We start from the raw sequence: 23,668 nt of genomic DNA, 5'->3' as shown, positions 1-23,668 counted from the left end.
TCACTCAACCTACACGTTGACTACACATTGAGTCCTGACGACACACCAGGGCCGTGGCCCAGAAATCGGTTTTTCAGCCATTTTGCATCGATGCGCTAGAAAGCACCCATGGAAACTCAAACATTCAAACTGCGGGGCATGAGCTGTGCCGCCTGCGCCAGCAACATCGAAGCTGCCATTCGCACGGTGCCTGGGGTCGAGACCTGCAGCGTCAATTTTGGGGCTGAGCAGGCCGCTGTGACCTACAACCCCCAGCGCACCGGCCTGGCCCAAATTCAGTCGGCGGTGGATGAGGCGGGCTATACTGCTCAGCCGCTGCAAGACGACGTGCTGGCCCCAGAAGATGATGCCGAGCGTCGGGAGCGCGAGGCCGAAAACCGCCAGCTCACCCGCAAAGCTGTCTTTAGTCTGGCGATCGGCGGTATTTTGGTGATTGGCTCGCTGCCGATGATGACAGGCCTGCCGATTCCATTTATACCGATGTGGCTGCACAGCCCCTGGCTGCAGCTGGTGCTGACGGCACCCGTGCTGTTTTGGGCCGGTAGCGCGTTCTTTATCAACGCCTGGAAAGCCTTTAAGCGCCACTCGGCCAGTATGGATACGCTGGTGGCGGTGGGTACCGGCACGGCTTTTCTCTACTCGCTGTTCCCCACGTTTTACCCCCAGTGGTTTATTGACCAGGGGTTGAACCCGGATGTTTACTTTGAGGCGGCAGCGGTGATTATCGCGCTGATTTTGCTGGGTAGGCTGCTGGAGAACCGGGCCAGGGGCCAAACCTCGGAGGCGATTCGCAAGCTGATCGGCCTGCAGGCCAAAACCGCGCGGGTGATTCGCCAGGGCCAGGCCGTGGATATTCCCATCGCCGAGGTGGTGCTGGGCGACGTGGTGCTGGTGCGGCCTGGAGAAAAGATTCCTGTCGACGGCGAGATTGTTGACGGCGCATCCACGCTGGATGAGGCGATGGTGACGGGCGAGAGCGTGCCCGTGCAGAAAACCGTCGGCGACGAGGTGATTGGGGCAACGCTGAACAAAACCGGCAGCTTCAAGTTTCGCGCTACCCGCGTGGGCAAAGACACGTTTTTGGCTCAGATCGTCAGGCTGGTGCAGCAGGCCCAGGGGTCAAAAGCGCCGATTCAAAAGCTGGCTGACCGGGTTACTTCCTGGTTTGTGCCAGCGGTGATCACGATCGCTATTCTCACCTTCATCGTCTGGTACAACGTTATGGGCAACATTACCATGGCGCTGATTACCACCGTGGGCGTGCTGATTATTGCCTGCCCCTGCGCCCTGGGATTGGCCACGCCGACCTCAATTATGGTGGGCACCGGCAAAGGGGCCGAGAACGGCATTTTGATCAAAGGGGCCGACAGCCTGGAGCTGGCCCACAACATTCAGGCGATCGTGCTGGATAAGACCGGCACCATTACCCAGGGCAAGCCGACGGTGACCAATTATGTAACCGTGAACGGTACCGCTACCGAACTGCACCTGTTGAAGCTGGCCGGAACGCTGGAGCGCAACTCTGAGCACCCCCTGGCGGAAGCTGTGGTCAACTACGCCCAGGCCCAAGGGGTGACATTAGAGGATCCCCAAGCCTTTGAAGCCGTCGCTGGCAGCGGTGTTCAGGGTTCCGTTGCTGGGCAGCGGGTGCAGATTGGTACCCACCGATGGATGCAGGAGCTGGGTATGGCGACCGAACGCCTGCAAAATCCGTGGGAGGAGCTGGAATCTCAGGGCCGCACCGTGGTTTGGCTGGCGGTAGATGGCAAAGTAGAGGCGATTTTGGCCATTGCCGATGCGGTCAAGCCCTCCTCTGCCGCCGCCATTGCCACCCTACAGCGCATGGGCCTGGAGGTGGTGATGCTGACCGGCGACAACCGCCGCACCGCCGAGGCGATCGCCCGCGAAGTCGGCATTACCCGCGTGTTTGCTGAGGTGCGCCCCGACCAAAAAGCCGCTCAAATCGAAACCCTGCAGCGGGAAGGCAAGGTTGTGGCGATGGTCGGTGACGGCATTAACGATGCGCCTGCTCTCGCCCAAGCGGATGTGGGGATGGCGATTGGCACAGGGACGGATGTGGCGATCGCCGCCAGCGACATCACCCTGATCTCCGGCGACCTGCACGGCATTGTGACGGCCATTCAGCTCTCCCGCGCCACCATGGCCAACATCCGCCAAAACCTGTTTTTTGCTTTTATCTACAACGTGGCGGGCATCCCGATCGCGGCGGGCATTCTTTACCCCATCTTTGGCTGGCTGCTCAGCCCCATCATCGCCGGGGCAGCGATGGCCTTTAGCTCGGTGTCAGTGGTGACGAACGCCCTGCGGCTGCGAAATTTTCGGCCCAGGCTACAGGGGAGATGAGGGGATAAACGCAAAATTCAAGGTTCAAGATTTTGCATTTTGCACTTTGAATTTCCCCCCATCCCCCCATCCCTCCATCCTCCCTGCCCAATCCATCACAGGCATGTGCTATGAACATTCGACCTTTCCTCCTTATGAGTTTTACCAGCCTGGGCCTAGCGATCGGCCTCGCCACCGGCACCCTGGCGCAGATGCCCCACGATGGTATGGCTGAACAAACCGGGCAGTTTCAGCGCATCGAGCAACCGCTGTGGTCTAAGGTGGCCGTTACCGGAGCGGGGCTGAGTCTGATTGGGCTAGAGCTGTGGTGGTTTTTGCTCAGCAAGCCCAGGTCGCGCCAGGCCAGCGCCACCGACGGCGTGCAGGAAATCACCGTTACCGTCGATGGTGGCTACGACCCTAGCGAGATTGTGGTAGAGGCGGGACAGCCAGTGCGGCTCAACTTTTACCGCAAAGACCCCAGCAGTTGTTTAGAGGCGGTGCGATTTCCTGACTTTCGCATTGCCCGCGACCTGCCCGTAAATCAGACTACGGCGATCGAGTTTACGCCTACCCGACCGGGCCGCTACGAGTTTACCTGCGGCATGAATATGTTTCGCGGCACGGTAAACGTGCGCTCTGGGGCAGGTGGTTCCAATGGTACTGGGGCGACTCAGGCGGCGTAGAGGGTATTTACCTTGGCACCCCGGCTGGGGCTGAGGCGTTCACGGAATGTCTCAGACTGAGAATGGCAATTTTGGCGCAAGCCTCGGCATCCGACAGCGCATCGTGGTGGTTAAGGGGTATGCCCAGGTAGTCGCACACGTTGGGTAACTTGGTGGGGCGGATATTCCACGCCTGGCGCGCTAGCTTGACCGTGCAGACAAACTCTGGCAGCGGTGGTGTAATGTCGGAGGCCCGGCAGCAGGCGTGGAGCACGCTGCGATCGAAGGCGGCATTGTGGGCGGCGAAGAAGTCAACTCCGGCTAACACTGCCGCTATCTCAGGCCAGCGTTCGGCAAAATTGGGCTGGTTGGCCACCTGCTGCCAGCTAATGCCGTGGATGTGCGTGAACTCAAACTGCCGCCGTGGGGGGCGAATCAGGTAGTGGGCTTTGTGGACCACCTCCCCCCGCTCGACCCTCACTAGGCCGATCGAGCAGGCGCTATCTCGGTAGCGATCGGCGGTTTCAAAATCGAGGGCAACGAAGGTGGTCATGGGGCAGGTTCACCGGGCAGAGCCTCCGCTAGGATACCCACTTGGCACCAGCTCGATCGCTGCTCGTTGCAATGCTTATTGACAGGCGCGACCCCGATCGGTTGAGGTGACCGGGGGTCAGTCGAGGTTGGGAAGCTCTTTCTCTAAGGCATTGTTGCCCTCGATGTTGCGTTCGTACCACTGCATTATGGGCGTTGAGGTGATGCCGTGCAGCGCCACTGAGAGGGTAACGGTAATCAGCGTTAGCCAGGCGATCAGTTCGCCGGTTTCGCCCTCTAGGCCCTGACCGAGGGCATAGGTTAGATAGTAGAGCGAGCCGACGCCGCGAATGCCAAACCAGCCAAATAGCCAGCGTGTGCTAGGGTGAACGGGCGAACCAATGGTGCTAGCCCACGCCCCCAGAGGACGAATTACAAATAACAGTGAGCCTGCGATCACCAGGGCGGGGCCGGCAAAGCGCAGCATAGGTTCGTGGCGCAGCAGCGACCCCAGCAGCAAGATAATGCCTACTTCAGATAGTTTTTCGAGCCGCTCCATAAACCGCAGTCGCGAGGCCGATCGCTCTGTATTCTCGCAGTGCTGGTACATGGTGACCCCGGCAACAAAAACAGCCAAAAAGCCGTAGCCGTGGGCTAGTTCGGCCACAGAGTAGCTCAGCAGAATGGTACTCAGCCCGACAAAATCTTCCATTAAGTCGTCAACGGCGTGGCCCTTTTCGACCCGATGCTCTACCCAACAAACCCCTTTAGCTACCACAATTCCTACCAGCAGCCCCGCCGCGATCGCCCAGACCAGATCGACTATCACCCATTGAGTGAACCAGTTTTGCCAGTTGTCATCCTTCAGCCAGTGCAAGCCAAAGTAGACAAAGGGAAACGCCAGGGCATCGTTGAGGCCGCCCTCTGAGGTGAGGCCAAAGCGCAGTTCATCGCGGTCTTTGGGGTCGTACAGCTGCACTTCAGAGGCCAGCACCGGGTCGGTGGGGGCCAAAATTGCCCCCAGCAAAATGCCTTCTCCCCACTCCAGCTTGAGGAAAAAGTGGGCGATCGCCGCGATCGCAAAAATAGAGAGCGGCATCAAAAAGCCAATCAGCCGAATGGTGGAATTCCACGCCCAGGCTTTGATCGGGCGATTCATTTTCAGGCCGCAGCTAAACAGAGAAATGAGCACCACCATCTCTGTGAGCCGCTCTAATAGATTGGCATCGGGCCGCGCCCGAATTAGGTTAACCCCGTAGGGACTGAGCAGGATTCCTACGATTAAATAAATCAAGGCGTAGGACAGGGGCAGCCTACCAATCCATCCAGACCCTAACGTAACGGCTAGCAGCACCAGGCCAATGACAAGCAGATCGAGAATGTAAATATCCACAAATATTTTAGGCAGGGAAATCAACCGTCCCTTCACTGTAGGAGCTAGATTCAATCCCCCAGTGCAACCTCAGGTAGATCTTTCCCTGTCCCATCGTGGGGGAAATTTGGGGGAAGTTTTAGTCGGTGCCGCCCCAGGTCCAGCGGGGGTTACCGTCGCGCAGGCCTTTAAAGGTAATCGCCGTCGTCAGCCCATTGGCATCCCTCATGCCAGTCATATCGAGAATGGCTTTGACCTGACCGTTGGCCAGCTGCACTCGCAGGTAGGAGTGCCCTTCAAAGTCCTCGTTATCAATGCTGAGCATAGCGCCGGAGGCCTGGCAATTGCGGTACTCGGGCCTGAGCGTTCCCACCCAGGTGGTGCTAAAGCGATCGGATTGGGAGAGCTGAATATGGGTGGCAATGTCGCGCAGTTTGATCATGCCGTTGGTGGCAAAGCCGCCTTCAAAATAGGGCTGCATGGTTTCGTGGGCAACGATACGTTCGGGGCAGTTTGCCGCTGGTGCATTCAGCAGCGGTAACACGCTGAGTTCCATGGTGTTGGCAAAGGCTGCTGACCCCAGACTGCTCAACAGGCTCAGGGGTAAACTGCCCAGTAAAGCCCAGCCCAACGTTAATTTCATCGTGACCTATCCTTTATAAGCGCCGCTCAAAATAATGTTCTCTACCAAGCTCAGCTCGGATCGGGAGCTTTCCTACCGGTAAAACTCCACATCTGGGCTTAAATTTGGTTGATATTCACCTCTACAGCGCTCAGGCCCACTATTCCTGACGGACGATGGCCTTCTAGGCCGATCGTTGACCGCCGTGGCTGTGCAGAACTCCAAGCCAGTGTGGCATGATCGGTTTCTGCGCTGCCTGGGACCTTTCGCGACTCTGTATGCTACGCCTCAGCCAAATCAAACTGCCCCTCGACCATCCCGAAGCCGCCCTCGAAGAGGCCATTCTCAAGAAGCTGCACCTGACGGCGGCAGATGTGAACCACTTCAGCATTTTTAAGCGCAGCTACGACGCGCGCAAAAAGGGCAACATTAGCCTCGTTTACATTATGGATGTCGAGACGCCGAAGGAAAAGGCGCTGCTGAAGCGGTTCAAAAAGGACCCCCACGTGGTGCCCACGCCGGATACGACGTACCGTTCGGTGGCCCAGGCACCTGCGGGCTTTGAGAACCGCCCGATTGTGATTGGCATGGGGCCGTGCGGCATGTTTGCGGGGCTGATGCTGGCGCAGATGGGGTTTCGGCCGATTATTTTGGAGCGGGGCAAGGCGGTGCGCGATCGCAGCGTTGATACCTTTGGCTTTTGGCTAAAGAAAACCCTCAACCCCGAATCTAACGCTCAGTTTGGCGAAGGCGGCGCGGGCACCTTTTCAGACGGCAAGCTCTACAGCCAGGTCAGCGACCCCCACCACTATGGTCGCAAGGTGCTCACCGAGCTGGTCAATGCCGGAGCCTCGCCCGAAATTTTATACGTCAATAAGCCCCACATTGGCACCTACCGCCTGGTCAAAATTGTGCAGAACATGCGGGCCAATATCGAGGCCCTGGGGGGTGAGATTCACTTTCAGCACCGGGTTAAAGACATTGATATTGACCAGGGCCAGGTGCGCGGCGTGCGCTTGGAAAACGGTGACTACATCGCCAGCGACCACGTGGTGCTGGCGGTGGGCCACAGCGCCCGCGACACCTTTGAAATGCTCCACGAACGCGGTGTGTATATCGAGCCTAAACCCTTTTCGATTGGCTTTCGCATTGAGCATCCTCAAGCGCTGATCGATCGCTGCCGCCTGGGCGACCAGGCCGGGCACCCCCGCCTTGGCTCTGCCGACTACAAGCTGGTGCACCACTGCGAAAACGGGCGCACGGTCTATAGCTTTTGCATGTGCCCCGGCGGCAAAGTGGTAGCGGCCGCCTCAGAACCGGGCCGCCTGGTGACCAACGGCATGAGCGAGTACGCCCGCGACGAGTCGAATGCCAACAGCGCGATCGTCGTTGGCATTACCCCAGACGACTACCCCGAGGGGCCGCTGGCGGGCATCGCGCTCCAGCGGCGGCTGGAGGAGGGAGCCTTTGCCCTGGGCGGCGGCACCTACGAGGCACCGGGGCAGCTGGTGGGCGATTTTCTGGCCCAGCGCCCGTCGACGGCCTTTGGGGAGGTAATTCCGTCCTATAAGCCGGGGGTGAAGCTGGGGGATTTGAGCGAGAGCCTGCCGGAGTATGCGATCGCCGCCATTCGCGAGGCCATTCCTGCCTTCGATCGCCAGATCCACGGCTTTGCCATGGCCGATGCCGTACTCACCGGCGTCGAAACCCGCACCTCATCGCCCATTCGCATCAAGCGCAACGAGCAGTTTCAGAGCGTCAATACCGCCGGGCTGTACCCCGCTGGCGAAGGGGCGGGCTACGCCGGGGGCATTTTGTCTGCCGGTATTGACGGTATTCGGGTGGCCGAGGCCGTTGCCCTCAGCTTGGTTAAGGGTTAATGCTGGCTCAACTTCTCTGGGTGGGCCGCCGCGAGGGCGGTTTGCGCCGGGAGGGCTTGTTTTCTGGCTCCAGCATGTCGGGGTGCTGCGCCTCGAGCAAAAAGACGCGCCGACCGTCGGTGATGCGGTAGAGGGTTGTGCAGGTACAGGTATGGCCCTCGGCCCGCAGCTGGGTGGCCCGTTCGTTACAGGCGGCCTGAGCCTGTTCAACCTCTTCCCAGTCGCTTTCGAGAAATATTTCTTGAATCAAACTCATTACCGCAGCTCAATACTATGGACCTAGCTTACTGATTTTGGCTCAAACCGTCGTCATCGCTGACAGAGTGGCGTTTGGCGAACAGTCTTTAGGCCTTGCCTAGGGGGCTGTCAAGACTAAATTTGTAGGTTGGGTGGCGGGCCAGCAGAACCCAACAAGACTGACTGCTGTTGGGTTCCACTTCGTTCTCCCAGCCTACGAGAACCCTAGTTTTTAGCATTGACGCTGCACTAAGCTCTCGATTTAGCCGCAGAGAGGGTTCTAGACTCGATTAAAAATTCAGGAATATCCCAGAGAGTATCGGCATCGAGGGCGTACTGTTCGCACACCAGGCTGAGGCGGCTGCCAGCGCTGGCCATTGCATTCACCGAGTGGGTCAGGTTGCCCTGAAAGTGCAGCAGTAGCCCCGTTTGGGGGCGAATCTGCGCTACCCGCTGCCGACCTCGCTGCAGTACCAGTTCGCCGCTGGCCAGGTCGGAGGGTACCTGCACGTAGAGCACGCTCACCTGATCGGGCGGGTCGATGGTTTTGCAGTACGACCGCAGCGATCGATCGACGTGCGGGTCAACCCGCGAGCCCTGCTTTAGCAGCAGCGGGTTGAGGTAGAAGGCGTTGCAGTCGGGCAGTAGCGCCTGGTCGAGGTAGGGCTTGAAGTAGGGAAACTGGCGATCGACCTCGGCCCGCCCCGCCTGGGTAAACACCACCGAGAAACCCTTGGTGGCGACAAAATCGCGGTTGAGATTGTTGGTGGCAAAGTAGCGGCACGACTGAATCGCCCCCTTCAGGTTGTGGAGGTAGGGAACGGCAAAAGCCTGGGGTTGGCAGCGATAGTAGGCCATCGGGTAGGGCGCTTAGGGGTGCTCGGCAAAGGTTGCCGTTTCGCCCGCTTGGGTAAACGAGACAACGGTGTAGGGGTCGACGCGATCGCCCATTTCCATGCCGGGAGAGCCCATGGGCATACCTGGGGCCGCAATGCCGAGCACGTCGGGCTGCTCACTCAGCAGGCGCTGCACATCGGCCGCCGGTACGTGGCCTTCGATTATGTAGCCCGAGGAGTTAGTCGAAGAACTTTCCCTGTGGACAATCGCGGTATGGCAAGAGGCTACCGCTTCTGGCACTCCGTACTGGGCCTTGAGGGCAGCCATGTCTTCGGTGACCACGTCCTGCACTTCAAATCCAGCGGCTCTCATGTGGTCAACCCAGTGGCCACAGCAGCGGCAGGTAGGGCTGCGGTACACGGTTAGCTTGGGCAGATTGGGCTGGACAAATTCAGCAGCTACAGCGGCGGTCGGAGCGGTGAGGAGGCTCAGCAGCGCGATCGCCACCACCAGCATGCTAACCAGCAACCGATTGAGTAAACCACAACGATTCATCAAATACTTTTCTCCGTGCAAAATCAGCATGCCTTACTCTCAGGATACCTCTGGCCTAAGGGCAGCTGGCGCTAACTGTGGTGGTTAGACATATTTAGAAACCCGCAATGCCGCCATGGCTGAGGATGAGACACCAAACGGGCTGCCAGGATGAGTAACCCAGCAGCCCGTTTGGCGATTCTGTTAAGGGCCGCTACGGACAAGCGGCGCTGAGGTAATCTAGCGCTTGCCCAGCCACTTGGCGGCGATCGCGCCCACGGCGGCACCCACCAGCGGGTTGCTAAAGAACTTCATAATGCCGGGCTGGTCAGCCAGTACATCCTGGAAGATATCGGGGTGGCTGTGGTAGGTGAAGGACGCTAGCTTGGTAACGTCGTCTTCGTTCATGCGGCTGGCGTGGTGGGTCGAGAGGCCCAATTGCTTCTCCAGATCGCGATCGCTCAGACCGCGCTCTTTGAGGTGCTTAAACAGGTCGCGGGCGACATCGTCGCGTTCCTGAGGCTTAATTTGGGAGATCGCCTTGCGCAGTTCGGGCTCCATTTGGCTAGAGGGAATGCGATCGGGGTGAAACCCTCGGCCTAGCTCCCGGCGCTCTTCACGCGACGAGCGCTTGGCGAAATCGTCGAAGTTGGCGTACTCGCGCTCGGGCTGAGTCGATTTGCTGTTAATGCTTTCGACATTACCACCGGCCAGATCATTCATAATCTGGCGCTTATAGTCGTTGCTGCTGCTCATAATTTTTGTCCCACTCTTTCTTAAATTTCTTAAAATGGACTTCTTTGAACTAGCTAACTAATCACAACGGAAACCGCTTACTGATACTTGACCTGCTGGGTCGTGTCGTCGTAATTGGCCGTCAAAATCAGCTCTTTGTCGGGAGCGTAAACCAGTACGCTTAGATCGCGGTTAGGAAACTTTTTGTGGAAACCCTGCACCAGCGATTGGGCTAAGGGTTTTACTTCCCGAGGCGCTATGTCCGGCGAAATAACCACGCCGAGCTTGTCGTTGTCGCGCACATAGGCGTCACTGATGAGACCTCGAGCGGTCTGCATGACCCAGCGACCGTAGTTCTCGCCGCTAGCGGTATCGCTGCGTTCGAGTTGACTGTAAGCGGTGGGGGCTAGCCCGGTGCCAGTGCGGGTTTGAGTGGCGGTACCACAGGCGCTAGTGGTAAACAACACAACGCCCAGGCAGAGGGCAATCACCCCAAGGCGGATAGATTTCAAAATATTCACGGAATTTTTCCTCAACGGGTGCAGTTGTAAGCATTGACGTGGCCGAGTTGGCCAAGTGGGCTGAGTGAGTCTATGGCTTTGCCAAGGGCTTTACCGGGGCTCTACGGGGTTAGAGGCATGGGGTAAACCTGTCACCGGGGGTACACCCTTTCGGGGCCTCTCCTCGTGGGGATAGCCTTGATCCATAGGGTGATCAACCTGGTTATAGGGGTTGTCTCGGCCAGCGGACACGCGACCGTCGCCAGCAAGGCCACTGCCCGGAAGCCCCCCACCCGGAAGACCGCTGCCAGAAATAGCAGGATCCCCACTGAAGGTGGCGTTGGGTGAGCCAGCGCTAAACGCGTCGTCGGGAGCCTGGTAAACGCCCCAGTCTTGAATGCCAGCGGCCTTGAGAGTGCGCTCGGCACGGGCGATTTCAGGCTCAGTGTCTTTGAGCATGACCAGGTAGTCGCCCTGGGCCACGCGATCGCGGTAGTGCTTGGCCCGGTGCTCAGGAATGCCCATACCAATCAGGGCACCCACCAGGCCACCAGCGGCAGCCCCAGCTGCACCGCCCACCAGCGTCGCCAATACTGTAGCCGCTTCTCCGGCCAGCACGGCTGGGCCAATTCCGGGAATCGCCAGCGTGCCTAGGCCCACCAGTAACCCGGTTACACCGCCCAGCACGCCGCCTGTGACGGCACCGACGGTACCGCCTGTGTCGGCCTGGTTACCTGCTTCATCGGTGACCTTGACTCCGGCGATCGCGTTTTGCTGTTCCGGGTCTTTGGCAATAACCGACACGTGGCTCATGGCAAAGCCCGAGTCGCTCAACGCCTGCAAAGCAGAGGCTGTTCTGGGGCGATCGGGAAAAATTCCCACCGCGCGTCTGTGTTGTGAAGCCATAGAGTGCTTCCTCCTTTGTGCGAAGCCAGCAACCGTTGCAAAACCGAAAAAGCAAAACGTCGAAAACGCTAGTAGAACTGGCGGCAACTGTTGCGTTGTTTACCGTTCTAGCCGATTGACCAGACCAGCTTCATCGCTCATTAGAGGGAGTCCGGCTGATGAGAAGGAGGAGATTTTTGGCTCTCAGCTTGTTTAAGCAAAGCAGATTTGGGCGGCAAAATAAGCAGCTCAAAACACAGAAGCTAAGCTCGATTTTAATATTCTAAATACATCAATAAAAGATTCAATAGTTTAAAGTTTGAAGATGTCCCTAATAAACTAGCTTTAGGTTGAAAAGTTCGTTTTGGCGGCGAGAAAACTTCAAATATAGAGCCGAACTTACTCTGAAAATAGCCGCACCCTGAACGAAGCTGTTGGCGCAGCCGTCCCAGAGGAGCCAGGGAGCAGCTGCGGCTGTTTCTACCGTTGGACGCGCGCTAGCGGTATGGAAAATTAGCAGGTTTTCTAGCCAAAATTATTCTTCCTGCGGATGCAGGACAGCATTTGAATCAGCGAATCGAGCGAATTGCTGGTCACTATCCGGTAGCTGAGGCCGCCAGCACAGATACATCAGCGGGCCGAACAGGGGCACTAGCGCGATCGGCCAGAACCACCGGTCTGGGTCAACTCCGCGCCGCTGCATGTCATCGTCGAGCAGCGACGTTAGCGGAAAAATAACGCCCATCAGGCAAAAATCTAAGGTGATCAAGTGGACAAAAGCGTAGGTATGAAACTGCGCCCAAAAGTCGGCCCAATCGCCAGTAATAACCGCAAAGGCAATCAGCGCGATCGCAGTTATTAACAGCCCAACGCCGGTTGATCGCCTGTCTAATAGGCTCAGCCACTCGTCTTTTTTGCCGTAGAAAGTGTGGTTGCTCTGCCGCACCAGCAAGTAGGGCAACAGGCAAATCACCCCGGTAAAATTTGAGCCAACGAAAAAAGGCCAGGCTGGAAAAGGCTGCATGTGGCCATCGGCAAACATGAGGCAGGCATAGGTCATAGGCCAGACCCCCATCAGCCAAAAAATGGCCAGCAGGTATGCATTGATCTCGCCCCAGTGCAGCGTCACTATGTGACGGGCAAAGGTCCAGGTGTAGGGGCGATCGAGCGGTGCCAGCCAGAGAACGTAGCCGACAAACCCAATCCAAATAGCGGCCAGCACTAACCGTCTACCCATGTAGTTTTTAAATGTATGAATGAGTTTGATTGTTAAATGAGCTGAGGGGCTTTGTGCTCTATCTAAGTAAGGGTTCTAAATAGCCGTAGGAGGTGTTTTCGAGAAGAATAACGCTTGCTGAGCGTAGCCCGCTCATACCGATTTTCTTGGTCAGCGCCACCAGTGTTCCTCAGCTCCTCTGGGGCGGCTTCGCCAACGGCTTGCTCAGGGAACGCTGGCCGAGCGGAGCTAAAGCCAGCGATAGGTGGCATCAGTTGGGAGAATTGGTGTCGGCGGGCACCTCTTACCGAGGGGCATCTAGCTCAATCGTCTGCTCAGGTGGTGAGGCGTTCTTTGGCGCTAGTTACTAACATGTCAGCGATCGCAAGGCGTTGGGCAGCGCCCTTCTGGTCAACGGGCCATCGCTAACCGAGCCACTCTTGCGCTGGTCATAGCCGCTCGGAGCTGCTTGCCTTTGAGGGAGGGGTAAGCAACGTGCCTTAGCGCTATGATATTTTCCTAAATTTCAATCCCAAGGGGAGGTATGATTTCAGCTTTTTTTTGTGAGGATGTACTCTACTATATTTTTTGCCAGCAATAGCTCTCTAAATCGTTGGAGTTTGCCGTCTGGATAAAGGGATAGTAAGTGAGGCATAACGGGCTTCTGTGGGTATTTTGCCTCATTACTGCAATTTTGAAGGTTTTTTCCATGGCCGAGGCATCTCAGGGAAAATACGATACTCCTCGCTTTTGGAATGAGATCACGCCAGATTCTACGGATGCCAATTTGCCGCCAGCGGCATGGCGGCACGAAGCTACAGTCAACAAGCAGATTCAGGTTTATGCTCAGCTCCATCTGCTGCAACAGCTGATGGATTCGATGCCGGTTTGTATCTCGTATATCGATCAAAACCGCTGTTACCAGTATGCCAATACAACTTATCAAGCCTGGTTTGGCATTAGGCCCGAGGATATCTATGGCCAGCCGATCGAAGCGGTGATCGGTGCGGAGGCGTACCAAAGAGCTAAACCCAACGTCGATCGCGCCCTGGCCGGAGAGCGTGTGGTTTATGAGGCCGTTATGCCCTATACGGCGGGGCATCGCTACGTTCAGGGCACGCTGGTTCCCGATTACAACATAGATGGTGCAGTACAGGGCTATTTTGCGCTAATTCAAGACCTCAGCGATCGCAAAGCCGCAGAAATCGCCCTCCAGCGCAAGGCCGAGCGCGAGCACACTCTGGGGCAAATTACCCAAAAAATTCGGCAAACCCTAGATCTACAGAGCATTCTTGCCACCGCTACGGAGGAGGTGCAGGGCTACCTACGGGTCGATCGCACGCTTATATTTCAATTTACCTCCGACCACGCGGGAGAAATCGTTCAAAGCACGTCCCAGCCGACCTGCCCCATTGCCCCTGATTTGCGGCAGTGGCAGGCAGACGGGCTGCGGCAGAGCTGCCATCGCTACTACGGCCAGGGCACGGTCAAAGCGATCCCCGATTTGGGAGCCGAAGTAGAAGATTTTTGCATGAATCGCTGGATAGAGCTGATGGCGGCCAAGTCAGCGATCGTGGTTCCTGTGCTGCAACCCCAGCCCGATGGGGCAGGCAATCTATGGGGCCTCCTCATTATTCAAACCTGTGCAACCTGTCGCCAGTGGGAACTGGGCGAAGCGGAGCTACTCGAACAGGTGGCCGATCAGCTGGCGATCGCGGTGCAGCAGGCCGATCTGTTGGCCCAGGTGCAGTACCAGGCCCGACGCCTGAGCGAAACTAACCAGGCCCTAGAGCAAGCCAACCAGCGCCTAAAAGACCTGAGCCACCGCGACGAGCTAACCCAGATCGCCAATCGTCGCTACTTCGATACCGTGCTGCAGCGCGAATGGAAGCGCATGGGCCGCAGCCGTTTGCCCCTCTCGCTGATTATGCTTGACGTCGATTACTTCAAACAGTTCAACGATCGCCACGGCCACCCCGCTGGAGATGATTGTTTGGTCACCGTGGCTCAAACCAGTCTGCAGGTAATCAACCGAGCAACGGATGTGCTGGCCCGCTACGGCGGTGAGGAGTTTGCGGTGGTCTTACCCCAGACCGACCTGGCGGGTGCCGTCATTCTGGCCGAAGCCATTCGCACCAGCATTCGCAACCTCAATATTGTCAATTTTGAAACCCCTACCGAGACGGTGTATGTCACCGTTAGCTTGGGTGTAGCCTGCCAAATTCCCAGCCGCGATACTTCTCTGCAAACGTTGATAGCGGCGGCCGACGAGGCCCTCTATCGAGCCAAGCAGGCAGGGCGCGATCGAACAGTCTGCGGCGAGTAAGTGCAATATTGAGCTTTTTAGCCATCAGTCTGTGGCTCAGCCATCGGGCCAACGCCACAACCTAGCCTGGTGTAGCTCGATCGGGTTTTGGCAGCGGGTGTTCGAGGCGCTTGAGTTCAGGTATCCAGTAGCCCACCAGGCCCACCCCGACCATAGCCAGCGCGCAGACCACGTACAGCAGCGCCATACCTGCGCCGGGGCCGGTACCCACCACGCCGCCGAGCAGGTTGGCCAAATGTCCTGTAGGAACCATGGCTGGCTCTAGTATGCGATCGGCCAGGGGACCAGCCATCAGGGTAGCCCCAGCGCTGACCACCTGCAACACCAGGGCATTGGCCGCAAAGACCCGGCCCTGCTGTTCTGGGGCAATTTTTTCCATCCAGAGGGCGGTTTCGGAGCTGCCCAGCAGCGGAAAGTTGAGCGAGGAGCAAAACTGGGCGGGCACCCAGATTCGCGGCGATCGCCCCAGCCCAAATACCGTTTTGCTTAAACCCGCCCCCACAAACCCGGCCAGCATACCCGTCACTCGGCGCTTTGGTCCGCCCCAAACGCTGAGCAAAACCGCTCCGATCACACCGCCTAGGCCCGCTGCCGAGGCGGTACTGGCCAAAACCACAGCGCTGCCGTTCGAGCGAGCCAAAATCATCGGGTCATAGATCGCCCCACCAAAATCGTGGAAGAACCAGAACAGCGCGCTGATCAGCAGCAAAGCCCGCAGGGTGGGCTGTCGCCACACTTCGCGAAAGCCAAAGGTGAGCTTGGCAAAGAGGGTTTCGAGTTCAGCCTCGGCTCGCAGCGGCGGCTGGGGAATGTGGCAGGTGCAGAGGGTGGCGATCGCCACTCCAAAACTCACCAGATCGATTCCCACAATCCCCAGCAGGCCCACCAGCGGATAGAGCACTCCGGCCAGGGCAGGGCCAAGAATGGCGGCTCCGTAGTGCACCACCGAGTTCATGCTGTTGGCCCGAAGCAGCTGGGCGGGGGGCACCAGTGTCGAAATTGAGGTCTGATAGGCCAAACTCTGGATCTGGCTAAAGCCACCGTTGAAAGTCGCCGCTAAATACAGATGCCAGATGTGTAAGCTGTCGCTCAGGTAGAGCAGACCAATACCGACGGTAGATAGAGCGGCAACGGCATCTCCCAGCATCATCAGTCGTTTGCGGGTAAGGCGATCGCGCAGCCGCGCCGTAGGAGAATCGACAATTAGCCCGGCAAATAGGGTAATAGGAATCCGAGGAATTTGAGAAAAGAACCCTAGCAGCGCCACGGCGGTGGCCGATCCGGTTGATTCCCAGACCCAGAGAGTCAGGGCAAACTCGGTCATATAGCTACCAATGGTAGATACGAGTTGACCGAACCAAATAGTTGTAAACGTACGCACAAACTTAATGTATAGCCCTAGAATGCTTCGCCTGAATCACTCGACTTTGAAGATGGAACACAGGCAATAAACTCAGTTTTTAAGACTTCTGGAAACTGTTTCCAGGGAATGATGCCGCTCTTGCTGTCGAGATAGCGCTCACTCAGTTGCAGAACTGCCTCGGCAATGTCGGCATGATTTTCTCCCTTGACTAAGACTTTTGCCAGGGCGTAGGTTGGCCTGTGGTCTGCCGCCAACGCAATAGAGCAGGGATGGTCGCAGGTCCACAGACAGTCTACGCCGCGCACCTCTAGCTCCGACTGGCGCGACCAGCTCTGGTGCAGAGCTTGAATGCGATCGCACAAAACTGCTCCATCTGCGGGCTGTTCTGGAGGTCGTTGCTCTGACTGATGGCAGGAGCGACAGACAAAAAGCGTAGAGTTTGGCATGGTGTTCACAAATTAGGAAGTAGAGGTAACAACATCTCAGGCAGCTTTTTTAGTATCAACTCATCGGTGATCGGGCCTCGGGTAATGCTGCCCCAGAGCTGATAATCAACAAAGAAAATTCGATTGGCTTTAGCCGCAGGCATGTCTCTCAAAACTGAGGTTTTGCTCCAGTTTTCTTTCAGCTTTGCTTCCGGATTGTAAAGCTCTGAAGCATCCCAACCGATGACGATGGCAATATCGGCATCTAGAGTCGGCAAGATTTCTGGCGATGTTTGCTGCCATCGAGCTTCTCCAGCGATGGTCGACCCAGGAAACACGAGCTGAAAGCCAATTTCTTCGAGCAAGTAGCCAACCGTGCTGTCGGCGGCGATCGCCAGATCGGTTATGGCGCTATTGACAGATAGAATCAGGACTTTTGGCCAGGTTTCTACGACCGGCGCTAGGGCTTGACGGGCCTCCTCTAACTGCTGTGAAACATCGGCTTTTACCTGCTCAACCACATCTTCTCGTCCCAGGGATTTAGCAATGCCATCGATATCATTACGCCAGTGTTGCATCCCATCTTTTTCGTCGCTAAACAGCATGGTGGGGGCGATTTGTGACAGCAAGCGGTAGTTGTCGCCGGCCAGCCAGTCTTCGCTCAAAATTAGATCGGGCTTAAGCAGGGTGAGTTTTTCGAGGGAGGGATTTTTGCGATCGCCCAGGTTCACGGGCTGGGTCGAGATGCGATCGCCCAGGTAGGGAATTTGCTCAGCGGGTTGATCAAATTTCTCCACGCCGAGCGCTACGGTTTCGGCATAGGCAGCGGGCTGTGCTCCCAGCGCCAACACAATATCTAAAATGTGTGGGCTGAGCACCGCTATCCTTTCAGGCTGTCCACAAATTGTGGTTTCCCCTCGCTCATGCTCTACCGTGCGACAGTTCTCCCCTAAATCAGAGGTTACTGGTGACGATGGGGTCGAAGTTGGCGACACACAGGCTGTCACCCAAACACAAGCTAGCATGCCCAAGAGCAAAAATTTGCAGGAGCGAAAGAGCTTCTTCATCAGTGTTGAAACAGCTAGAACAGAGACGATACTCACGAAATGTGCTAATTAAGTTGGCGGCGTATCTTCCACTAAATAGGTGAACAAGTCATCGATTACCCCATCGGCGGCCAGGGGATTGCCGCCTCTCCAGGTTGGATAGTTGACTGAGTAAACCCGATCGTTTTGCACCGCCCTTAGCTGTTGCCATAGTGGATTTTGCTTGAGTTTGGCCATGGTCTCTGCTGCTTCGGAACCGTCGGTAGCAACAAACAGCACATCGCCGTCGATATCCATCAATCGTTCCTCAGATAGCTTCACAATGCCGCCGTCGACGGCCTGAGCCGGTGGCCGACGTAGCCCTGCGTCGGCCAAGATGCTGCCGTTAAAAGAGTTTTTTAAGTCCAAATCAATCGTGCCACAGCAGGTGTGAACAAAGGAGACTTCTAGGTTTTGCTGCTTCTTTTCCAGGGCGGTCTTTAGCGACTCAATGCGTTGATAGTAGCGACTCCAGACCTCCTGGGCCAAATCCGATTTCCCCAACACGTCAGCGACAAAGCCAAAGTGACCTCGCCAGGAGGGATACCCCTCCCAATCATCAACGACTGTGGGGGCAATCTGCGCTAGCTGGCTGTAAATGGTTTCGGCAGAGTACTTAGTGCCAATGATCAGATCGGGTTTGAGGGCCACAATCTTTTCAAGGCTAGGTTGCTCTTCCTGGCCCAATGTTTGAATGGAGTTTAGATGCTCCGCCAGGTAAGGCGGCGGTTCGTCAAAATAGACGATGGTGGCGATCGGTTTGACCCCCAGGGCAATCGCATCCCCCAGGCTGGGCACGCTCAAGGTAATCACGCGCTGCGGCTGATTGGGCACACAGGTTTCCCCTAGAGCATGGCGAACCATGCGGCAGTTTGATGCCTCGGGCGCTGATGGTGTTGCAGACGGTGGACTGCCTGAACCCGTACAACTTTGGATCAGAGCTGCTATCAAAACTCCGGCTAGGAACAGTTGAATGCGTTGCCGCCAGGATTTATAGATCATAAGCTTGGCATCCTTAAATTACCTATTCAGCGCGCCTAAAACGACCAGGAAACCGTGCCTCTGACAGTAAACGGTGCGCCGTAAAAAACGCGCAGAGGGCTTTCGGCGGCTTCAAAGTAAGTGATATTAAACAGGTTCTCAAGGTTTAGCCCCACCCGAAAATTTTCTCGTTTATAAAACACCGAGGCATCGGTGCGGGTATAGCCGGGCACCCGGAAAGAATTGTCTAGATCGCCCTGGCGATCGCCCACATAAAACAACCCCAGCCCAAAGCCCAAACCCTGGAGCGACCCCTCCTGAATTTCGTAGGTTGTCCAGAGGCTAGCGGCGTGCTCTGGCACATTGTTGAGGCGATTGCCCACAGCTAACGTGTTATCTGCCGTAATTTGGGCATCGGTGTAGGCGTAGCCCGCCACAATGTTCCATCCCGGCAAAATTTCACCCGTGGCTGTGAGTTCAACCCCACGACTTCTTTGCTCCCCCGTCTGCACCGAGAAGTTGGGGTTAATGGGGTCTTCAGTTAACACATTCGTTCGCGTGATTTGATAAAGCGCCAGGGTAGTCGAAAGTCGGTTGTTGAGCCAGTCTGACTTAATGCCGACCTCATACTGATTGCCGCGCTCGGGCTCAAACAGCGTGTTGTCAAAGGCGGTGCCCACGCTTTGCAAAAATGAGCGGCTGTAGCTGGCATAGAGAGCGTGCTCGTCACTGGGTTGGTAGACGATGCCCAGTCGGGGGCTAAACGCCGTATCGTCCTGAAATGTCTCTGTGCCATCGGCAAAGAGCGTTTGCTGGCTCACCAGGTCGAAGCGCCCCCCCAGCAGTAGTTTTAGCTGCGGCAGCAGGTCAATTTGATCTTGCAGATACACCCCCACCGAGTTGGTAATGAAGGGTTCTCTCGGGTAGTCGGCGATGAACTGCCGCTGAGCTACCCCATACACCGGGTTAAAAATATCGATTGGGTCAAGGCTAAATTCTTGAGCGCTGCTCGCGTAGATGTCGCGGTTGACATCAAAACCTAGTAAAAGCCGGTGCGAAATGCTGCCCGTCTGTACCCTACCCGTCAGGCTGGTATCAAAGGAGTAGTTATCCTGAGATTGATCGCTAGTGCTGAAAATGCTTCGTTCTAGAGTGCGCTGATCGGCAAGCAGATCCGTGGGAAAAAGTGAATTTTGGGGAGTCCGCTGAAAACTGGCCCGAAATGAGTTTTGTAGCTGCCAGTCGGGGTTGATCTGGTGCTCAAGCGTGTAGCCAAGCCGCAGCACGTAGCGGTTGTTTTTGTCTAGCTCATCGTTGGGTTCACCGATAAAGCGATTGCGGGGCAGCTGCCCATTGATGTTGGGCAGAACGGTACCTACGGCAGGTAGCCCGCGATCGTTGGGCTGTTCAGAAATGGTGTATTCCCCTTCAAAATTGACCTGAGTATTGGGGCCAACCTGCCAGCTAATGACGGGCGCAATGACGTAATTGCGGCGCTCAAAAAAATCAATGAAGGTTGACGAACTAGACGCGCCTGCGGTGAGCCGGTAGAGCAGAGTTTCAGACTGGTTGAGCGGCCCGGTAAAGTCTATGGAGCCGCCGTAGGTGTCGAAGTTGCCAATCGTTCCTTCCACAATATAGTGGGGGGTCGCCAAGGGCTTTTTGGTCACAATGTTGACGGTGCCGCCGGGAGCACCCTGGCTAAACAGAGCCCCCGCCGGGCCTCGCAACACTTCAATGCGCTCAATGTTGGGAATCGCAATGCGGGAGGTAATGTTGGTGTCATCGCGCAGCCCGTTGCGCAGGATATTTCTACCCGAAAAACCACGAATGGTATAGCCCTCAAAAGCCGACTGAGACGGGTTGTCGGGGCTGATGCCAACAACCGTGCGAAGGGCTTCGTTAACGCTTTGTACCTGACGATCTTCTAATAGTTCTTGGGGCACTACCTGCACAGAGAAGGGTAGATCGCGCAGGGGGGTATCGGTTCTGCTGCCGACCGCGGCGTTGGGAACGCGGTAATCTGGCTGCCCCTGACCCGTTACCCCAATTTGAATGGCATTGTCAGCACCGTCAAGTTGGGCTACTCCTGGCGCTACGTTAAAGACCAAATTTTCTGCGGCTGTGCCAATCTGGGCGGTGGGTGGGCCGTCGGTGCCGGTGATGGCGACTCGCACAGTGCCGTCGGGCAGGCTGGTTATCTGCACCAGGGCAATGCCTTCGGCAGGGGCAAACTGCTCTGCGGCAGCTTGATTCACCAACTCGAGCACCGCATTGGGAATGTCGGTAATTAGCGCGTTGCCCTCTATCCGCGAAGATTCTGCGTTGAGGGGGCGATCGCTGATCAGCTCAATTCTCAACCCCTCGGGGGCATCTGCGATTTGCACGTCGGTAATCACCGCTGTGGCACTGGCCTGCCCCTGGGCGATCCACTCCTCTACGGTGAGTGCCGCCGGGGCTGGCTCAGATTCTTGAAGTGGCGATGCCCCAGCCGACGGAGCGGTTACGCCCGCCAGCAGACCCATTACAAACAGCCCAAAGCCCAACTTTGAAGTCATCATTCCTCACACCACAACTAGCCGCCGAGTTCGTCGGCGCTTGCAAACGAGAAGTATTCTCAATAGATGAGGTTTAGACTATTGGGTTTAGCGAGGGCTTTTCTCTGCGACCGGGACTTTTTTCTCTTCGATCGGGACTTTTTGGGTATCGGGTTCTTCTTGATACCTAGGCTCTAAGATGGTGCATCGCTGCGGATGCACCCTACAGTTCTCATCCTTTAGTTGATGCCTGGTGATTTGGACGACTGGTATAAAACTTGCGCCCAAAACCAAACCCCTAAGCACCTCGGCAGTTGGCTAGCTGATATGCCTTGGGCGTCATGCCAAACTTGCGCCGAAAGGCACCGCTAAAGGCCGTCGGGCTGGCATAGCCCACGATCGCCGCAACCGCTGCAACCGATCGCTGTTGCACCAAAAGCTGACAGGCTTTTTCCATGCGCTGCTGGGTGAGATAGCCGAACACAGTGGTGTTAAAGGCCTGGCGAAACCCTTCTTTGAGCTTGCGATCGTTGAGGCCTACCTGCCGTGCCAAATCGAGCAAGGAAGGGGGGGTTTGCAGGTTGCTTTGCAAAATTTGCCGCGCCTGATGAATGCGCTCTAGATCGTCTCGTTGGAGGGCCGTCTGCGCGGTGCTGCCGTCAATGGCGTCTAGAAACAGGGCGATCAGTTCGAGGGATTTGGCCTCCAGGTAAAGGGTTTGGGTCAGCCCCTGGTAGGGGCACTGCAAGATTTGCCAGAGGGCCGTCTGCATTGCTGGGGTGATCGCAATTGGGTCGATGAAGGGGGAGTTGCGCTCCCCTGCCAGCATTTGTTGCAGCGTATTGGGCAGCCTGGTGCTGTGACCTTCGCTCAACGCTGCCAGCAGGGGTGGATCGAGGTGAATGTCTACGGCCAAATAGTCGTGATCGGCAAATTCTCGCCATCGGCTGTCTTGAGTTTCTGGGCCGAGTAAATGGGCTTGGCGATCGCTAAACACAGGCCCTTCGTTGTATTGGCTGTGGGCTGTGAGGCCAAACACAAATTCGAAACAGTCGCTTTGTTCTGATGAACAAACTTGCACTAAATCTTTGTGCAAACGGTAGCGGTGCAGGGTTAGATCAATACCGCTGGGCAGCTCAATATCGCGCTTATAGCCAGTACCTAACCAGTCGGGGTAAGTGAGTGTTTGGTCTTGCCTGTTCGCCAAAAGCTCGGGCTGCGTGCTCTGAACATGGTCTCGCAGCCGCTGGCGCAATTCGCCGTCCTGAAAGGTGATCGTCATGGATCGCCGTTGCGTAACAATAGTGAGCTGATGATATCAGATATCAATAAGTACTGCGATCGCAGCCAGAGCTGCGTTTTGGGGCAGTCTGCACAATGCCCTTGCCCCTGTAGCCTTCTCCCTGTGGTTTACCTGTCATTAAAGCGCGCAGGATTGCCAAAAACGGTGCAGTCTAGGCGCTTCAGGTAGTTGGGAGCGAATTGCATTAACGCTATAGTAAACAACTGATGCCCTCGCTTGATGCCCTTACCCGCTTTTAACGCTGGCTGCCAACTATGACGCTGCTGCTTTCTGAAACCGATTATGACGAGCTTTGCCAAAGTTCCTCTGTATCTGCCCCCTCCTCTTGCAGCTCAGTGGATGATGCAGGGGAGGACTATGAGATCAGTCACTGGCTGCCCGCCCGCCTGGGTCGTGGCCGCACCCGCTGTCTGGAGCTATCGCCTGGGGTATGGCTAGACCTGATCGACAAAGAATTCACTCAGCCCTGGGCGCTGCGGGTGCCGGTGCATGAGCATTTGGTGCAGTTCACCATCATGCTGTCGGGTGTGGTTGACTACGACGATGTCTACCCGACCCTGGGCGAGGGGGTTGGCTACCTGTCGGGCAGCGGGCTTTCGCATGGGTATGTGGCGCGGTACGGGCGATCGCGCCACATACGAGGCATCAACATTCACCTGCGACCCGATGTGGTCGAGGCGTTTTTGACGGGGCAGCCACCAGCGCTACGGCAGTCTCTGCTCAAACCCAACGACTGGAAAACAGCCTGGTTCCCTCCGGTTACGTCTGCAATGCGGGCGCTGGCCCAGCAGATGCTGCGGTGTCCGTTTTATGGCGCGGCTCGGCGGCTCTACTTACAGGCTAAGGTGTTTGAGCTGCTGGCGTTTCAGATCGATGCTCTGCAAGCCGACCAGGGCGCAAAAGCCCCGACCCTCGCCCTCAAGCCCAGTACGGTGGACTGTATCTACCAGGCCCGAGCCATCCTAACGGCCCAGCTTGAGAATCCGCCCTCGGTGACAGAGCTGGCGCAGCAGGTGGGGTTGTGCGATCGCACCCTCCGCCGTGGCTTCCGCGATCGCTTCGGCATGACCATCATTGGCTACCTGACGCAGCAGCGCATGGTCAAAGCCGAACAACTACTTCAGCAGGGCGACTATACCGTGGCCGAAGTCGCTAACAAGGTGGGCTACACCCATTTAGGACACTTTGCCGCCGCGTTTCGCAAGCAGTTTGGGGTGAGTCCGAGGGAGTGTTTGGTGAGCAAGTCCGTTTTCGGATCATCCTGACCGTTTTTGGATAGACAGGGCTCTAC

General features: G+C 56.7%; 21 protein-coding genes. 5 read left to right on the top strand and 16 right to left on the bottom strand.

From position 1 onward, the window contains the following. The first annotated feature begins 108 nt into the window (after nt 1–108). Both IQ265_RS11815 and IQ265_RS11810 read left to right on the top strand, forming a co-directional pair. Nucleotides 109–2,364 carry a heavy metal translocating P-type ATPase gene (locus IQ265_RS11815; protein WP_194053669.1) on the top strand — a complete coding sequence of 752 codons (2,256 nt, stop codon included), beginning with the start codon at nt 109–111 and terminating at the stop codon, nt 2,362–2,364. A 110-nt stretch (nt 2,365–2,474) separates the two neighbouring features. Further along, nucleotides 2,475–3,029: a cupredoxin domain-containing protein gene (locus tag IQ265_RS11810; RefSeq protein ID WP_194053667.1), complete on the top strand. Its 555-nt coding sequence runs from the start codon at nt 2,475–2,477 to the stop codon at nt 3,027–3,029. 7 nt (nt 3,030–3,036) lie between these two features. Here the strand turns inward: IQ265_RS11810 and IQ265_RS11805 are convergent, their stop codons facing one another. The 3 genes from IQ265_RS11805 to IQ265_RS11795 form a co-directional block, all read right to left on the bottom strand. Next, nucleotides 3,037–3,561: a 3'-5' exonuclease gene (locus IQ265_RS11805; RefSeq protein ID WP_194053665.1), complete on the bottom strand. Its 525-nt coding sequence runs from the start codon at nt 3,559–3,561 to the stop codon at nt 3,037–3,039. A 117-nt stretch (nt 3,562–3,678) separates the two neighbouring features. Next, the gene (locus tag IQ265_RS11800; protein WP_194053663.1) at nt 3,679–4,932 is read right to left on the bottom strand and encodes a sodium:proton antiporter; all 1,254 of its coding nucleotides are present in this window, start codon (nt 4,930–4,932) and stop codon (nt 3,679–3,681) included. Between the two features lie 118 nt (nt 4,933–5,050). Beyond that, a complete protein-coding gene (locus IQ265_RS11795) occupies nt 5,051–5,554 on the bottom strand; it encodes a hypothetical protein (RefSeq protein WP_194053661.1) in 504 nt (167 codons plus the stop codon). A gap of 257 nt (nt 5,555–5,811) precedes the next feature. On the opposite strand from IQ265_RS11795, the gene IQ265_RS11790 reads away from it, so the two are divergent. Then, nucleotides 5,812–7,413, top strand: coding sequence for an NAD(P)/FAD-dependent oxidoreductase (locus IQ265_RS11790; RefSeq protein ID WP_194053659.1), 1,602 nt, complete (start codon nt 5,812–5,814; stop codon nt 7,411–7,413). A gap of 7 nt (nt 7,414–7,420) precedes the next feature. On the opposite strand, the gene IQ265_RS11785 is transcribed toward IQ265_RS11790, so the two are convergent. The 7 genes from IQ265_RS11785 to IQ265_RS11755 all read right to left on the bottom strand — a co-directional run bounded on the left by IQ265_RS11785 (nt 7,421) and on the right by IQ265_RS11755 (nt 12,378). Beyond that, nucleotides 7,421–7,669, bottom strand: coding sequence for a hypothetical protein (locus tag IQ265_RS11785; protein ID WP_194053657.1), 249 nt, complete (start codon nt 7,667–7,669; stop codon nt 7,421–7,423). A gap of 230 nt (nt 7,670–7,899) precedes the next feature. Further along, complete coding sequence (locus IQ265_RS11780) at nt 7,900–8,508, bottom strand: 2OG-Fe(II) oxygenase (RefSeq protein WP_194053655.1); 609 nt, start codon at nt 8,506–8,508, stop codon at nt 7,900–7,902. Nucleotides 8,509–8,520: 12 nt separating this feature from the next. Beyond that, nucleotides 8,521–9,072, bottom strand: coding sequence for a DUF411 domain-containing protein (locus tag IQ265_RS11775; RefSeq protein ID WP_228037824.1), 552 nt, complete (start codon nt 9,070–9,072; stop codon nt 8,521–8,523). Nucleotides 9,073–9,261: 189 nt separating this feature from the next. Then, nucleotides 9,262–9,777, bottom strand: coding sequence for a hypothetical protein (locus tag IQ265_RS11770; RefSeq protein WP_194053653.1), 516 nt, complete (start codon nt 9,775–9,777; stop codon nt 9,262–9,264). A 77-nt stretch (nt 9,778–9,854) separates the two neighbouring features. Continuing rightward, entirely contained in the window at nt 9,855–10,277 is a 423-nt protein-coding gene (locus tag IQ265_RS11765) for a hypothetical protein (protein WP_194053651.1), read from the bottom strand. Nucleotides 10,278–10,367: 90 nt separating this feature from the next. Continuing rightward, the gene (locus tag IQ265_RS11760) at nt 10,368–11,162 is read right to left on the bottom strand and encodes a hypothetical protein (protein WP_194053649.1); all 795 of its coding nucleotides are present in this window, start codon (nt 11,160–11,162) and stop codon (nt 10,368–10,370) included. A gap of 514 nt (nt 11,163–11,676) precedes the next feature. Next, the gene (locus IQ265_RS11755) at nt 11,677–12,378 is read right to left on the bottom strand and encodes a DUF2834 domain-containing protein (RefSeq protein WP_194053647.1); all 702 of its coding nucleotides are present in this window, start codon (nt 12,376–12,378) and stop codon (nt 11,677–11,679) included. A gap of 688 nt (nt 12,379–13,066) precedes the next feature. Here IQ265_RS11755 and IQ265_RS11750 point away from each other — a divergent pair. Further along, on the top strand, nt 13,067–14,683 hold the full coding sequence (locus IQ265_RS11750; RefSeq protein WP_194053645.1) for a diguanylate cyclase: 1,617 nt from the start codon (nt 13,067–13,069) through the stop codon (nt 14,681–14,683). Nucleotides 14,684–14,744: 61 nt separating this feature from the next. On the opposite strand, the gene IQ265_RS11745 is transcribed toward IQ265_RS11750, so the two are convergent. From IQ265_RS11745 to IQ265_RS11720, 6 genes are all read right to left on the bottom strand, one after another. Continuing rightward, complete coding sequence (locus IQ265_RS11745; RefSeq protein ID WP_228037823.1) at nt 14,745–16,007, bottom strand: MFS transporter; 1,263 nt, start codon at nt 16,005–16,007, stop codon at nt 14,745–14,747. Nucleotides 16,008–16,081: 74 nt separating this feature from the next. After that, nucleotides 16,082–16,492 (bottom strand): DUF1636 domain-containing protein, encoded by a 411-nt coding sequence (locus tag IQ265_RS11740; RefSeq protein WP_194053637.1) that lies wholly within the window; start codon nt 16,490–16,492, stop codon nt 16,082–16,084. Between the two features lie 5 nt (nt 16,493–16,497). After that, nucleotides 16,498–17,349 carry an ABC transporter substrate-binding protein gene (locus IQ265_RS11735; protein WP_347404953.1) on the bottom strand — a complete coding sequence of 284 codons (852 nt, stop codon included), beginning with the start codon at nt 17,347–17,349 and terminating at the stop codon, nt 16,498–16,500. 237 nt (nt 17,350–17,586) lie between these two features. After that, a complete protein-coding gene (locus tag IQ265_RS11730; protein WP_347404952.1) occupies nt 17,587–18,390 on the bottom strand; it encodes an iron-siderophore ABC transporter substrate-binding protein in 804 nt (267 codons plus the stop codon). Between the two features lie 203 nt (nt 18,391–18,593). Next, complete coding sequence (locus IQ265_RS11725; protein WP_228037821.1) at nt 18,594–21,095, bottom strand: TonB-dependent siderophore receptor; 2,502 nt, start codon at nt 21,093–21,095, stop codon at nt 18,594–18,596. A gap of 277 nt (nt 21,096–21,372) precedes the next feature. Then, the gene (locus IQ265_RS11720) at nt 21,373–22,356 is read right to left on the bottom strand and encodes an AraC family transcriptional regulator (RefSeq protein ID WP_194053634.1); all 984 of its coding nucleotides are present in this window, start codon (nt 22,354–22,356) and stop codon (nt 21,373–21,375) included. A 275-nt stretch (nt 22,357–22,631) separates the two neighbouring features. On the opposite strand from IQ265_RS11720, the gene IQ265_RS11715 reads away from it, so the two are divergent. Beyond that, on the top strand, nt 22,632–23,642 hold the full coding sequence (locus tag IQ265_RS11715) for an AraC family transcriptional regulator (RefSeq protein ID WP_194053633.1): 1,011 nt from the start codon (nt 22,632–22,634) through the stop codon (nt 23,640–23,642). Nucleotides 23,643–23,668: the final 26 nt, after the last annotated feature.

Origin of the sequence: Nodosilinea sp. LEGE 06152 (assembly GCF_015207525.1) — a bacterium.
GTDB lineage: Bacteria > Cyanobacteriota > Cyanobacteriia > Phormidesmidales > Phormidesmidaceae > Nodosilinea.
This window is presented reverse-complemented; position numbering and strand designations above follow the sequence as displayed.

Coding starts and splice junctions, on each gene's coding strand:
- IQ265_RS11740 (WP_194053637.1), bottom strand. CDS start 16,492: ATGCCAAACTCTACGCTTTTTGTCTGTCGCTCCTGCCATCAGTCAGAG.
- IQ265_RS11775 (WP_228037824.1), bottom strand. CDS start 9,072: ATGCTGATTTTGCACGGAGAAAAGTATTTGATGAATCGTTGTGGTTTA.
- IQ265_RS11805 (WP_194053665.1), bottom strand. CDS start 3,561: ATGACCACCTTCGTTGCCCTCGATTTTGAAACCGCCGATCGCTACCGA.
- IQ265_RS11720 (WP_194053634.1), bottom strand. CDS start 22,356: ATGACGATCACCTTTCAGGACGGCGAATTGCGCCAGCGGCTGCGAGAC.
- IQ265_RS11810 (WP_194053667.1), top strand. CDS start 2,475: ATGAACATTCGACCTTTCCTCCTTATGAGTTTTACCAGCCTGGGCCTA.
- IQ265_RS11760 (WP_194053649.1), bottom strand. CDS start 11,162: ATGGCTTCACAACACAGACGCGCGGTGGGAATTTTTCCCGATCGCCCC.
- IQ265_RS11745 (WP_228037823.1), bottom strand. CDS start 16,007: ATGACCGAGTTTGCCCTGACTCTCTGGGTCTGGGAATCAACCGGATCG.
- IQ265_RS11770 (WP_194053653.1), bottom strand. CDS start 9,777: ATGAGCAGCAGCAACGACTATAAGCGCCAGATTATGAATGATCTGGCC.
- IQ265_RS11790 (WP_194053659.1), top strand. CDS start 5,812: ATGCTACGCCTCAGCCAAATCAAACTGCCCCTCGACCATCCCGAAGCC.
- IQ265_RS11795 (WP_194053661.1), bottom strand. CDS start 5,554: ATGAAATTAACGTTGGGCTGGGCTTTACTGGGCAGTTTACCCCTGAGC.
- IQ265_RS11715 (WP_194053633.1), top strand. CDS start 22,632: ATGACGCTGCTGCTTTCTGAAACCGATTATGACGAGCTTTGCCAAAGT.
- IQ265_RS11755 (WP_194053647.1), bottom strand. CDS start 12,378: ATGGGTAGACGGTTAGTGCTGGCCGCTATTTGGATTGGGTTTGTCGGC.
- IQ265_RS11780 (WP_194053655.1), bottom strand. CDS start 8,508: ATGGCCTACTATCGCTGCCAACCCCAGGCTTTTGCCGTTCCCTACCTC.
- IQ265_RS11815 (WP_194053669.1), top strand. CDS start 109: ATGGAAACTCAAACATTCAAACTGCGGGGCATGAGCTGTGCCGCCTGC.
- IQ265_RS11750 (WP_194053645.1), top strand. CDS start 13,067: ATGGCCGAGGCATCTCAGGGAAAATACGATACTCCTCGCTTTTGGAAT.
- IQ265_RS11785 (WP_194053657.1), bottom strand. CDS start 7,669: ATGAGTTTGATTCAAGAAATATTTCTCGAAAGCGACTGGGAAGAGGTT.
- IQ265_RS11725 (WP_228037821.1), bottom strand. CDS start 21,095: ATGACTTCAAAGTTGGGCTTTGGGCTGTTTGTAATGGGTCTGCTGGCG.